This is a genomic window from Mesorhizobium sp. CA12, from assembly GCF_020165255.1.
Classification (GTDB): Bacteria; Pseudomonadota; Alphaproteobacteria; order Rhizobiales; family Rhizobiaceae; genus Mesorhizobium.
In genome coordinates this window covers 167,394-180,611 of record NZ_JAIUHT010000012.1, presented here as the reverse complement: position 1 = coordinate 180,611, position 13,218 = coordinate 167,394, and the positions used below count along the sequence as shown (strand labels likewise).

Sequence of the window (13,218 nt, the reverse complement as noted above, 5' to 3'; positions counted from 1 at the left end):
ATGGCCGCCGGACCGCGGCGCCTCCCGGATCATGCCAGGCTGCCTTCCCGCGACGGAGCGGGAAGGCAGGGGATTGGCTATTTGCCTTCCAGGTAAGCGTTCCAGAAATAGGGCCAGGGCGCCGGCGTGACGCCCTTGAGGTTCGGCGCCTCGGCAGCGAGCGCGTTGAAATCGCCGACCTTGTAAACCGCCGCTTCGTCGTAGATCACCTTCTGCACGTCTTCGTAGAGCTTGGCGCGCTTGGCCGGGTCGGTCTCGGAGTTGAAGGCATCGAGCACCTTGTGCTTCGCATCGCTCGACCACCAGCCAGGCGTGTTGTCGGACATGAAGCCGTTGAGCGACGGTTCGGCGAGAAACGGACTGTGGGTGATGTAGATGTCCCACAGCGCCGGATCGGTGCGGTTCTTGGTCAGTGTCGCCCATTCGACGACATCGAGCTCGACCTTGAAGCCGGCCTGCTCCAGATAGGCCTGAGCCACTTGTGCCATCTTGTAGTGGAACTCGTACTGGCGGCTGGTCAGGATGCGCAGCGGCTTGCCGTCATAGCCGGCGTCCTTGAGCAGTGCGGCGGCTTTCTCGGTGTCGCCCTGGGGCTTGTAGGCCTCGGTACCTGTGTTCGAATGCCAGGCGAAGCCTTCCGGATACATGGCGCCATCGACCGCATAGAAATCCTTGGACCCGAAGGCGGCGAGCAGCATATCCTCAGGCGCCAGCGCCGCCTGGATGGCCTTGCGGATACGGATGTCGGAATTCAGCCCCTGTTTGGTGTTCATCACGAACACGGGCCAGCCGAACGGCTTCAGGATAAGCGGCTTTGTCTTGCCGCCGGAAATCTTGTCGTAGGATTCGACAGGAAGAGAATCGGCATAGGCGAACTGGCCGGCGACGGCGCCCTCGACGCGCGTATTGGGATCCGGAACCGGCACGAAGCGAATTTCGTCCAGATATTGTTTCCTCGCCCCACCATAGCCATCCGGCTCTCCGTCGCGGGACCTGTAGCCATCGAAGCGGGCGAGTTGGATGAACTGATCCGGCTTACGGTCCTTGAGCATGTAAGGCCCGGTTCCGATGAACTTTGTCAGCGGATCTTCGTCGGCATTCTCAGAGGGGATGATGATGGCCGCCGCATTGTTCAACGACAGCAGCGACAGCAGCGGCGCGTAGGGTTTCTTCAGTGTAATCTTGACCGTCTTCTCGTCGAGGGCGTCGAGTGAGCTTATGACGTCCGCCGCCTGCTTGCCGCGCGTCGCCACCTTCATCCAGCGTTTCAGCGAGGCCATGACATCGGCCGATCTCATATCCGAACCGTCGTGGAACTTGACGCCCGTCCTTAGCGGGATCGTGTAAGTCAGGCCGTCCGGCGATATCGTGGGCATGTCGGCGGCCAGGAGCGGCGTGATGCCCCACTTGTTGTCGAACGTATAAAGCGTCTCGTAAATGTGCTGGGTGATGATGCCGACCAGATCGGCGGTCGATGCCATTGGATCCAATGTCGGAGGCTCGCCGACGGTGGCGACGTCGATCACTCCCCCCTTCTGCGGTTCAGCCCATGCCAGCGCCGGCAGCAATGCGGCGAACGACGCGACGACTTGCAGTACGCGCTTCATTCGTTCTCCTCCAGGTTCCATTTTTATGGAATATATAGTTTAGTTACGCACTAAGCTTACGCCGATGGCTCGTCGCGTCAAGCGGCGAAGCCATTGCTGGTCTCGGGGCAAACAGGCGAGTTTGCGCCAGAAGCTGTCCCTGCCGGGTCGATCGCACAAAGTCAGCCGCAAGCGGACGGGAGGTGGATGTGTCGATATAAAGCTGCTTCCGGTTTGAAGGCCGGTTCATTACGCACTACCCGGCAACTATTGCCGTCCGCTGCGACTGGCTATCCATTCGGCTCCGCGCCAGATTCTTAACGTCGCCGCGCCAGCCGAGCTCTCGTCCCGACCCACCATGGCCCAGCGAACGGCCGGGTGACCTCTGCTAAATGAATGTCGTTGGCGACTTTGCGTCGACGTTCTGGTATAAGGCTAGACAGCATAAAGGACTGCGGTTGGGGCCGGCAAAGAAATGGTATTGCCTGTTGGGTCGGACATCCGCAGCGACTGTTCGGCCGCCCAGTTCGTGGCATCTTTTCGGGAGTTGGTGGCCGATGATATCGGCATCGAGGGTGGTGATTTCAAACCAGCCGATCGGGACCTGCCGCTCAAAGAGGAAGCACATCTGGGCAATGTTGTACCGGCGCGACGGCGTGAGTTTCGGGCTGGACGCCTTTATGCAAGGAAGGCCCTCCGGGGCCTAGGCATTCCTGAAACCGTGATTCCGATAGGGCCCGATCGAGCGCCGATCTGGCCGACAGGTGCCGTCGGTTCAATCTCTCACACCAGAAGCCTGTGCGCTGTCGCAGTCGGATTGTCCGCCGATTATCTTGGCATCGGCATCGACATCGAAGAAAATTCTTCGCTTTCCGGCGAACTGGCGAAACTGGTGACGCACACTTCGGAACTGAACGAGCGGGACGTGATCGAAGCGCGGCTGGGCTACGATCTTCCAAAGCTTCTGTTCGTCATAAAGGAAGCTTTCTACAAAATGCATTTCCCGCTCAACCGGCGCTTTTTGGCGTTTCGGGATGTTCGCGTGGAACTTGACGTGGAGAGACACGCAGCGAAAGCCGTGATCGTTTCGTCAAGCCGCTTTGTAGCGGCCGATACTTTCGACGGCCGGTTCGGCAGCAGCCATGGCACGTTGTTCTCGTGTTTTGCTCTCTCCGCGCCTTGACAGCCACGCGGCCAGCAAGCACTCAGTGATCCGAGCCTGGTGCTCCATTGGATTGAACGGTGCTGTTGCTGAATAACGTCCGATCTTGGAGCATGATCTGATGGACACGATACGTGGCCATGTGGATCGGCATGCGGGACAGAATTCGCGAACGGTGGCCCTTCTGGCTGCGGGACGCGCGCCTCTTACCTATCAAGGGTTGGCGCTCAAGATTCGCCGCATCGGTGAATGGCTGGCGCTGGAAGGCATCGGACCAGCCAACCGCGTAGCGCTTCTTCTGCCCGAGTGCACGGAAGCTGCTGCTGTGATCGTGGCGGTCGCAGCCAACGCGGCTTGCGCTCCCCTAAATCCCGCATGGCCTGCCGACGAGCTTGAATCGCAACTAAGCGCGGTGCAGCCCAAGGCGCTGATCGTGTCGGATGGCTGGCAATCGCCAGTGCTCGCCGTGGCGATTTCGTTGAACATACGCATCCTGCGACTGCATGTGGCGCGCGACGCGGCTCTCGAGCAATTCTTGTTAGCCGGCGCCAGCGGGGCACGTCGCGATGACCAGCCCAGGGCCACGCCAGACGATGCCGCGCTGCTACTTTTCACGTCGGGCACGTCGGCGCGGCCGAAGCTAGTCTCGCTGACACATCGAAACCTTTGCGTTGCGGCGCACAACATCTGCTCGGCGCTGGATCTCCGGCATACCGACCGGTGTCTGGGCGTGATGCCACTGTTTCATATTCACGGCATAAGCAGCCTTCTATCGTCGGTGGTATCTGGGGGCTCCTACATCAGTATGGAGGGTTTTTCCGCCGACAGCTTCTTCAGCTGTCTCAGCGAGTTCAGGCCGACCTGGTATTCGGCGTCGCCCGCCATACATCGCACCATTCTCGATCAGATCCGTCTCTGCCCGGATGACCCTCGCCAGAGTGGACTGCGCTTCATTCGCTCGGCTTCGGCACCAATGCCGCCTCAGCTGATCGCGGATACTGAAAGAATATTCGGCGTGCCGTTTGTCGAGGCCTACGGAATGACCGAGGCAGCGCCGCAGATTGCGAGCAACCGGCTTCCGCCGTTCGAACGCAAGCTAGGCTCCGTGGGCAAAGCCGCGGGGCCGGAAATCGCCATCATGGACGAAACCGGGCGTCTCCTGCCGCCCGGCGCAAATGGCGAGGTGGTCATTCGCGGCGCCAATGTCATGCAGGGCTACGACGGTGACCCCGCCGCCAACCAAGCCGCATTCATCGATGGCTGGCTGCGGACGGGTGACATGGGCCATATCGACGCCGACGGCTATCTGTTCGTCACCGGGCGCCTGAATGACATCATCAATCGCGGCGGCGAAAAGATATCGCCGCTGTTGGTCGAGCAGGTCCTGCTCCAACACCCCGCGATCGCGCAGGCGGCTGCCTTCGGCGTTCCACATCCGGTGCTCGGCGAGGCGGTCGCCGCATCGGTCGTGCTCAAGCCAGGGTACGAGCAATTGGTGTCGGATCAGCAGATACGCGGCTTCGTGGCCGAACGGCTGGCGCGCTCGAAGGTACCGCAGAAGATCATTGTGGTGGAGGCAATCCCTGTCGATTCCGGCGGAAAGGTCAATCGCAGACATCTGGCCCTGACGCTCGATCCGCAACGACAGCTCGCGCAAGTCGATGCGCCACGGACCGGCAAGGTGGTTGCCCGAACCGCCACCGAGCGCCGGGTGGCGGCGGTGTTTGCCGAAGTGCTGGGGACCGAACCGCCCGGCATTCATGACGACTTCTTCGATCTCGGCGGTCATTCGCTGATCGCCATGCAGCTTCTCGCCAGGCTGCAGGACATATTTCAGGTCGGATTGCCGATCGACAGCATGTTTGAACGCCCCACCGTTGCGCGACTTTCGGAACGCATCGGCGAGCATATGGCCAATCTCGTGGCCGAGGGCACGGTGCGGCTGGAGCATGGACCGGTATCTGAGCCCGGCACGACACGCATCCCGCGGCGGCAAGTGGCGACGCCCGCACCACTCTCGTCCGCCCAGCAGCGCGTCTATTTTCTCGACGGAATGGGCGCCGGCGGCGCTTACAACATGTCGGCCTCGCTGCGGTTGACAGGCTCGCTCGACGAGCGCGCACTGGCAGCGGCCCTCGATGAGATTCGTCGGCGTCACGACATCCTGCGCACGACCTTTCACATGCGCGACGGCGAACCGGTGCAGGTGGTTTCCGAATTTCAGGAAACCAGTCTGATGGTGATCGATCTGACCGGCCACAATGCGCAGGTGCGCGCCGCCGAGGCAATGCGCCTTGCCAGCCAGGATGTCGCGGAACCGTTCGATCTGGCACAGGGCCCGCTTTTTCGCGCCAGGCTGATCCGGCTGGCATTCGACGAGCACTTCCTGCTGCTGACGATGCACCATATCGTTTCCGACGGCTGGTCGGTCGCTGTCCTCCATGCCGAACTGAAGCAACTCTACGACGCCTTTCATCACGACACGACGTCGCCGCTCGAAGACTTGCCGCTCCAGTATGGCGATTTCGCGGACTGGCAGTGGCGCGGCGTCGAGGCCGGGGAACTCGAGCGCCAGACCGGTTACTGGGTCCGCCGGCTCGAAGGACTGTCGCAAGCCTTCACGCTTCCGACTGACCGCCCGCGCCCCGCCATTCAATCCTATCGCGGCGGAACTCTGCAGGCCGTGATCGACCGTCAAACCACGGATCGCTTGAAGGTCCTCGGCCGAAGCCAGGACGCGACCCTGTTCATGATCTTCCTGGCGGCCTTCAAGACGTTGCTCTTCCGCTACAACGGGCAGGACGATTGCGTCGTCGGCGTGCCGATCGCAAACCGCCCGAGGAAGGAGCTGGAGCCGCTGATCGGGTTTTTCGCCAACACGCTGGTCCTGCGGACATCGCTTGCCGGCGACCCGCCCTTGCTGGCGTTGCTCGGCCGCATCCGGTCGACGGCGCTCGATGCCTATGCACACCAGGATGTTGCGCTCGAACGCATCGTGGAACAGCTGAAGATTCGGCGCGATCCCGGCCACACGCCGTTGTTTCAGGTGATGTTCGCGTTTCAGAACGTCCCGGAATTGCCAGGCTTGCCTGCACGATCGGCGACCGGCCACGCGACAGGACCTTGCTTCAATCTCGCGCCGGGCCTCGCGGCACAGCCTTTGAGCATCGACAAGGCGACGGCGAAGTTCGACCTCGCTTTGTACCTGTCGGAAAGCCCGGAAGGGATGTCCGCAACCTGGCAATTTAACGCCGATCTGTACGAGCCGGCCACCATCGACCGGCTGGCCCGGCATTTCCAGACCTTGCTCGAAGGCATAGCAACCGATCCCGGGCAAAGACTGTCGGAATTGCCCCTGTTGCCCGACGCCGACCGCCGCCAGATCGAAGTCGACTGGAACCGCACCGAAGTCGGAGAATTGCTTGGTCAGGATTGTGTCCAGCTGTTCGAGGCGCAGGTGGAACGAACACCCGAGGCCGCCGCCGTGTTGGGCAAGGACCGGCAGTTCACCTACCGCGAGCTCAATGAATGGGCCAACCGGTTCGCGCGGTACTTTCGCAGCCGCGGGGTTGCCCGCGAGACATTGACCGCGATCTGCCTGCCAAGATCAGGCGAGATGCTGGCGGTGCTGCTGGGAGTGTGGAAGGCCGGCGGCGCATTCCTGCCGGTCGACTCCGATCATCCGTCCGAGCGCATCGCCCTCATGCTGCATGATGCCGGCGTGAGCCTGCTCGTCACAGAAACGTCGCTGCTGGCAAAGTTCCCGGCCGCGTTCCAGATTGCGGGCGATCTTGCGGAGTCCGGCCGGACGATCTGCCTGGACGCCTGCAGGGCTTCCGTGGCGCAAGAGGATCCGCGCAATCCCATAGGCCTCTGCGCACCCGATGCACTTGCCTATGTGATCTACACGTCGGGCTCCACCGGCAAACCCAAGGGCGCTATGATCACGCAGGCCAATGTCGGCCACTATGCGCAGGCGATGATCCGCGCACTCGCTATCCGTCCGGACGACATCTATCTGCACACCGCTTCATTCTCGTTCTCCTCCTCGATACGGCAGTTTGCCGTCCCGCTTTCCTGCGGCGCTGCCGTGGCAATAGCATCGGCCGAGGAGTTGCGCGATCCGTATCTGCTGTTCGAGACGGTGCGCCGTCAGCGCGTCTCGGTGCTGGACCTCGTTCCATCCTTCTCGGCCAGCTGCCTGCAGGTTCTGACGTCGCTCGACCAATCCGTGCGGATAAGCTTGCTCGACAGTCATGTGCGGCTCGTGCTTTCCGCCAGCGAGCCCTTGCCCAGCGCCTTGGTCGAAAAATGGCGGCGGCTCTGCAAACCCGCGACAGAATTCATCAACATGTTCGGCCTGACCGAAACGACGGGGATCGTGACGGTCTACCCCATTCCGGCGGAGGGCGGCGTGGCGGGGATCGTCCCAATCGGGCGGCCGATCGCCAACACGCAGGCGTACGTGCTGGACACGTCCGGCCATCCGGTTCCGATCGGCATCGGAGGCCACTTGTACATTGGCGGGGCAGGAATCGGACTCGGTTACCTCGATCGTTCGGAGCAGACCGTCTGCAACTTCGGGCCCAATCCGTTCAGCCCGCATAAGGGCGAGCTGCATCGAACCGGCGACCTCGCCCGCTACCGGCCCGACGGGACGCTCGAAATTCTCGGCCGCGCCGACGAACAGGTCAAAATTCGTGGCTTCCGCATCGAACCGGGCGAGATCGAGGCTGCGATCTTTGCTTACCCTGAAGTACGCGAATGTGTCGTCGGTGTTGTGGAGGATGCTGGCGAGGACGATGATCTCGGCGATCGAAAACGCCTGGTCGCCTTCGTTGCGGCCAACGAGCCGCGTGATGCGGATACGGTTGCCCTGTCGCTACGGTTGCGCGAGCTTCTGAAGCGGCAGCTTCCGGAATACATGCTGCCGCAACGCATCGTGATTCTGCAGCGCCTGCCCCGCACCCCGAACGGCAAGATCGACCGGGGGGCTCTGCTCACCAGGGAGCCGCAGCCGTCGGTTCGTTCCAATGCTGTCGCGCATCCCTCGATCCGGGTCGATCCGCACGGGGTCGCACCTACCGACGTCGAGACGATCTTGGTGGAGATCTGGAAAAGGGTGTTGCGGCTCGATGAGATCGGGCTCCACGACAACTTCTTCGACCTGGGTGGCAATTCCATCCTGAGCATCAATATCGTTGTCGAAGCCGGCAAGGCCGGCCTGATCCTCGATTTGCGTCAGCTTTACCGGCACCAGACGATCGCCGATCTGGCGCGCGCTGTTGCCGTGGCACGGCACGATATCGGGCCAATCGTGGCCGCCGCACCGGTATCGAGCGAAAATGGCACGAAAGTTTTGGTGACGATCGAGAGCCTTCGCGCCTATGGCCGCGATGCGCTGACACGGGCCGGACTGAGCTCCGAGGGTGCGGCGATTGTCACCGAAGTGCAGCTTGAGGCAAGCCTGCGCGGACAGCCGACACATGACATGGTCAGCATTCCGCGTTATGCCTCAAGGATTGCTTCGGGCAAGATCAAAGCTCGTCCGCAAATCCGGGTCGAACACGAGAGCGCCACCATCGCGCGGATTGACGGCGACAACGGACCGGGCCAGTGGGTGAGCATGGTGGCAATGGACCTTGCCATTGAAAAGGCGAGCAGGCACGGCGTCGGAATCGTCGGCGTCCGCCGCTCCAACCATTTCGGCGCCGCCGGCCATTATGCATGGCAAGCAACGAAGCACGGTTTCATCGGACTCTGCACAACCAACGGACCGCTGATCCTGGCGCCGACAGGCGGCGTCACGCCAACATTTGGCAACAATCCGCTTGGTGTAGGCATTCCGGCAGGACGGCATTTCCCCATCCTTCTCGACATCGCCATGAGCGTCGCCCCGCGCGGCAAGATCGGCTTGTCCGTGGCGGAAGGCAGTCCGTTGCCAGCTGGGTGGATTCTTGACCAGTCGGGGCGTCCTTCTACCGATCTGGGCGATCTCGCCGCAGGACTTGGCGTGCCGATCGGCGGATACAAGGGCTATGGGCTGGCACTGGTGATGGAAGTGCTTGCGGGCGTGCTCAGCGGCGCGGGTTTCGGCCGTGATCATCAGCGAGACACGCTGCACGACAGCCGCCACGCACCGGACTACGGCCACTTCTTCATGGCACTTGACCCCGAGCGGTTCATGCCGGTTGGGGACTTTATCGAGCGCGTCGATCGCCTGATCGAGCAGACCAGGAACGGGGAACGCGCCGAAGGCGCCAACGAAATCCTGATCCCCGGTGAAATGGAATTGCGCGCCCGCCGGCAGAGCCTGAAGGAAGGTGTGTGGTTGCGCTCATCCACCTATAGTGCGCTCATCGCCTATGGACGCAAGGCAAAGCTCGAAGCTGAACTGGATGTCGTGACCGAAATCCGGCTTGCAGAGGGTCATGGCTGATCAGTTGCACGATCTTGCGCCAAATCAGAACGATCACATGATGACGTTCGACCGGGCCGAGCTGGAGGAGACCATCCCGGCGCGTTTCGACAGAGTTGTCCGCAGTCATGCCTCACACGTGGCGATCGGCGGCGAGCGGCAACAATGGACTTACGGGGAGGTCGACCGGCGTTCCAATCAACTGGCTCGCGCAATCCTTGAGCGCACGCAGCCAGGGCAAGGATGCGTCGCCTATCTTGTCGACCATTCGCCGGACATGGTGATCTGTGCGCTGGCGACGCTCAAGGCGGCAAAGGCCTTCCTTTGCGTTCATCCTGGAATGCCGCTTGCAGCGCAGCGCGACATCATCAGCGATGCTGCGCCGGATCTGCTGCTCGCCGGCGCGTCTCACGCAATGACCGCGCTTAGCCTTGTCGATGACCATAGGCGGGTTCGCCTGATCGAGGACATCGACGCGCGATATTCCGCGGATGCGCTGCATGTCCCGGTCAACCCAGGCGACCCGGCCGCAATCTTCTATACCTCCGGGAGCACCGGGCGGCCGAAGGGCGTGGTGAAAAGCCATCGCACCGTACTGCATCGGGCCTGGCTTTGTGCCCGATATGACGGGGTAACCTTCTCGGACCGTCAGTCTCTTCTGACATATTGCAGTTTCGCCTCATCGGAAGCGGACGTCTTCGGCGCGCTTCTGAACGGCGCCACGCTGGAACTCTATGACGCGGCATCGCGTGGTCTCGCCGATCTGAAGGCGTGGATCGACGAGCGCCGCATCACCCTGCTGCATCCGCCCGTCATGCTGTTTCGCAAGTATCTGTCGATGCTCGAGGGCTCGGGCCTGCATCCGTCGGTACGCCTCGTGGCGCTTGCGGGCCAAACGGTCATTGCCTCGGACGTTGAGCAATGGCGCCTTCGCTTCACCACGTCCTGTGCCTTGCGCCACCGTTTCTCTTCCACCGAAGCTGGTCACATCGCGCTGGCATCGGTGGCCCCAGGCGAGACACCTGCGGCAGGTACGGTACCGGCGCCGCGCCCGGTCACCGACAAATCTCTTCTGGTCATCGATGAAGATGGCCAGCCAGTCGAACCGGGAGGTGTGGGCGAACTCGTCATCCGCAGCGCTTTCCTGGCAGATGGTTATTGGCGGCAGTCCTCCGAAACGGCAAGGCATTTCGGCACCGACTCCAATTTTCCCGGCCAGCTTCTGTTCCATACCGGCGACATCGGGCGGCTATCGAGCGACGACAGTCTTGAATTCCTCGGGCGGCGCGACGAACAGGTCAAGATTCGCGGGTATCGCGTCGAAACGCGGGAAATCGAGCAGGCTTTCATGCTGCTTCCAACCGTGAACGAAGCAGCGGTCGTCACCGAGCTTCGGCAGGATGCGCACTCCCTTGCTGCCTTCGTCGTGATGAGGCAGGGAGCGTTGTTTGAGACTGGCGCCTTAAGAGCCGGGTTGAGGTCGATCCTCCCTCAATGGAAAATTCCAGGCCGAATCCAAGCGGTCGAGTCATTGCCTTTGACGCCGACAGGCAAGATAGACAAGCCACTTCTCCAGCAGTTTCTTCAGGCACGTGGCGGCCCCGTTGGGGATGGCCAGACCGTGCAATCGTCCGACAAGAAAGAGAACGCGCCGTCTGCAAAACTGATCAAGATCTGGAAAGGGCTTTTTGCCAGGACTGTCATTCGCTGAATGCGAATGACAATTCAGACCGGCTCAGGGTGTTTGGTCTCCCTGGGTAAGAATCCCTGTTAGTCGCACAGGCTGTACGTTAAAAGCAAAGGCATTCGATGTACCGCCCTGCTTGCAATCGGCGGAAAATCAATCGGTTCAGGGGCTTGCCGATGAACGTGCAGAAAATTATCCGCGCTGCTCAGGCAGCGCCAAGCATTGGGCCGGCGCATCTGATCGCAGGCATCTTTGCTGCGGAACTGCAAATTCCGAGTGCAGACATCGACGATAATTTCTTCGATCTGGGTGGCGATTCACTGACCGCGGAAACTGTCGTTCTTGCCGTTCAGAGCCGCTTCGGCATCAAGCTCCAGACCTCGGTCTTGCTCGCGGCGCCGACGCCGCGCGAATTCGGTAGCCTGGTCGCGTCCTTGAATCAGGTTCATCCGGCCCTTCAGCTCATCGTGCGCGTGTCCGGCAGCGCCGGCCATGAGCCGATCGCCATGATACACGGCATTTCGGGATCCGCCCTGTTTGCCAACCGTTTTGGCAAGCGCCTCAAGGAAAAATACGCGGTGATGGCGGTGCGTGGCATGGGGCTCGAACCCGGAGAGACGCCATACTCTAGCGTCGCCGAGATAAGCGCCAATTATTTCGACGGTCTGACCTCGGCCACCGGCCGACATCCGCATGTGGTCGGCGGCATATGTTTTGGCGGTCTGCTGGCCATCGAGGTTGGACGCCTCACCTATGATGCAACCGGCGAGCGACCGGCGCTACTGCTCATAGATCCACCGCCGCTCGGTTCGGCTTGGCTGAAACCGATGGCCGACAATCGCATGACCGCTCAGAGGCGGCGTCAGATCACGCGCAAGGTCGTCTACTGGCGCACGCTTCGCGACGGTTTGAAGGCAGTCGGGATGGGGCAGACATGGATTGGGCGCCATACGCGCCAGAAGGCGTTCAAAAGTATGCTCATCCACGCCGCTGCCGGCTTCTCGCCCTCATCCTATCCTTGTGACATCCTGGTTCTTGCCAGTTCAGAATGGGGCGCCGCAACCGTCGAGCAATACAAGGGCTGGGCGTCTGAAGAAACCAGGATAAAAACCGTTGTCTTGCCAGGCGCGCACGAAAACTTTCGCGAAGCCAATATGGAAGCGATCGACCACGAGATCATTGTGTTCCTGGCCGACAGAGATGTTAGACATGAGCCGCTTCCCTCCGGTTTTTGAGAACGTCCCTAGATTGGTGTTGGCCTTTGGCGGCCTGCTTTTCCAATGAGTGGTGAAAGTGAAGGCTCCACGGTCGAGGAATAGGAGTTGCTTGGGGTCGAACGGGAGCCCGGAAAGCCGGCTTTCGCGCTGACGGCCGACCGGACGAGGGGGCAATATGTCGGCTCGGCCTTCATCAGTTCAAGCGGGCCATCCGGGAGCGCCTATGGAATCGTTTCAAGAGCATGCCGGCCCAGCGCCGAAGGGCGTGAGGTGGTCATCGCCGTGTGAAGCACTTGCGCGGCGAGGAGGATAGGCGACCCAGGTCCGTTGGCAGAAAGGTGCTCGGCGACAAGATCAGCACGGCGAAGTGGCGCTCAAGGCGAAACTGGTACGTCGTCGAGGCACAAGACGAAACCATCGCTCCCGCAATGCGGGTGATGGAGAAGCGGGAGGGGAGCGACACGAATCTCGCTGGTCGAGAACACCCACCACGTAGCGATGCATCCAATGGACGAGGTTATCGCATCGCCGACGTGCTCCGCGCGGCCGGTTGCAGTGAAGCCGTCGCCAAGGCGGTGGAACGCTCGCCCAAGGGCGAGGCGGTTGGCCGAGAGGAACTGGCAGGCAAGGGATGGTTGCCGGGTATTCTGCGTTCGGCAGTAACCGAAGCGCCAGATAGCTTGGCCATGGCCGCCGAATAACCTCGGCACATTCACGGCAAGCCCGGACCGAAATCGATCCGGGCTTGCTTTTTGGGCAGCGAGGGTGCCCCGAAGCCCCGCCCTCGCGCTCCTTCCCGCATCGAGCACTTATTCGGAAGGAAAGAGGTTAGCTCTTAATCCAGCGCCCATTCAGGATATGTGAGGGTTTGAAGTGGCAGCGGAGAGGGCTACCGCCTTTCCCCCCACTCGGAGAGCGTGCGATACTTCTTACAGTGTCGGGCGTGATGGGCCTGTCTCGGTGCCGCAAAGACCGGTAAGGAACGGGAGAGTCTGAGCCGAAAGCTATCGAGACGTGAACGGCAGCTTTGCGCCTCACTTTGGTCATTAAAGTTAGCTGTGCCCCTGCCTAAAAGCGGACGTCGCAGGCGACCGCGCTGGAAGTCATCATAGCGCCACTAGCAGACGATCCGCTTGGCGCCAGAAACG

6 protein-coding genes are annotated in these 13,218 nt (G+C 61.4%); 5 read left to right on the top strand and 1 reads right to left on the bottom strand.

Annotated elements, in window-relative coordinates; translation table 11 throughout:
* Positions 1 to 77: 77 nt before the first annotated feature.
* Positions 78 to 1,607 carry an ABC transporter substrate-binding protein gene (locus LB520_RS20515; RefSeq protein WP_224608142.1) on the bottom strand — a complete coding sequence of 510 codons (1,530 nt, stop codon included), beginning with the start codon at positions 1,605 to 1,607 and terminating at the stop codon, positions 78 to 80.
* Between the two features lie 454 nt (positions 1,608 to 2,061).
* On the opposite strand from LB520_RS20515, the gene LB520_RS20510 reads away from it, so the two are divergent.
* The 5 genes from LB520_RS20510 (at position 2,062) to LB520_RS20490 (ending at position 12,771) form a co-directional block, all read left to right on the top strand.
* Positions 2,062 to 2,769, top strand: a complete 708-nt coding sequence (locus LB520_RS20510) for a 4'-phosphopantetheinyl transferase (RefSeq protein WP_224608140.1) — start codon at positions 2,062 to 2,064, stop codon at positions 2,767 to 2,769.
* A 100-nt stretch (positions 2,770 to 2,869) separates the two neighbouring features.
* Positions 2,870 to 9,187 carry a non-ribosomal peptide synthetase gene (locus LB520_RS20505; protein ID WP_224638823.1) on the top strand — a complete coding sequence of 2,106 codons (6,318 nt, stop codon included), beginning with the start codon at positions 2,870 to 2,872 and terminating at the stop codon, positions 9,185 to 9,187.
* Positions 9,180 to 10,877: an AMP-binding protein gene (locus tag LB520_RS20500; protein ID WP_224638822.1), complete on the top strand. Its 1,698-nt coding sequence runs from the start codon at positions 9,180 to 9,182 to the stop codon at positions 10,875 to 10,877. Before LB520_RS20505 ends, LB520_RS20500 begins: the two co-directional genes overlap by 8 nt.
* Positions 10,878 to 11,029: 152 nt before the next feature.
* Positions 11,030 to 12,088, top strand: coding sequence for an alpha/beta fold hydrolase (locus tag LB520_RS20495; protein WP_224608132.1), 1,059 nt, complete (start codon positions 11,030 to 11,032; stop codon positions 12,086 to 12,088).
* A 320-nt stretch (positions 12,089 to 12,408) separates the two neighbouring features.
* Positions 12,409 to 12,771 (top strand): hypothetical protein, encoded by a 363-nt coding sequence (locus LB520_RS20490; RefSeq protein ID WP_224608129.1) that lies wholly within the window; start codon positions 12,409 to 12,411, stop codon positions 12,769 to 12,771.
* Positions 12,772 to 13,218: the final 447 nt, after the last annotated feature.

Bases quoted from the DNA above. Each gene is read 5' to 3' on its own strand.
- LB520_RS20510 (WP_224608140.1), top strand. From the start codon at position 2,062: ATGGTATTGCCTGTTGGGTCGGACATCCGCAGCGACTGTTCGGCCGCC.
- LB520_RS20500 (WP_224638822.1), top strand. From the start codon at position 9,180: ATGGCTGATCAGTTGCACGATCTTGCGCCAAATCAGAACGATCACATG.
- LB520_RS20495 (WP_224608132.1), top strand. From the start codon at position 11,030: ATGAACGTGCAGAAAATTATCCGCGCTGCTCAGGCAGCGCCAAGCATT.
- LB520_RS20515 (WP_224608142.1), bottom strand. From the start codon at position 1,607: ATGAAGCGCGTACTGCAAGTCGTCGCGTCGTTCGCCGCATTGCTGCCG.
- LB520_RS20505 (WP_224638823.1), top strand. From the start codon at position 2,870: ATGGACACGATACGTGGCCATGTGGATCGGCATGCGGGACAGAATTCG.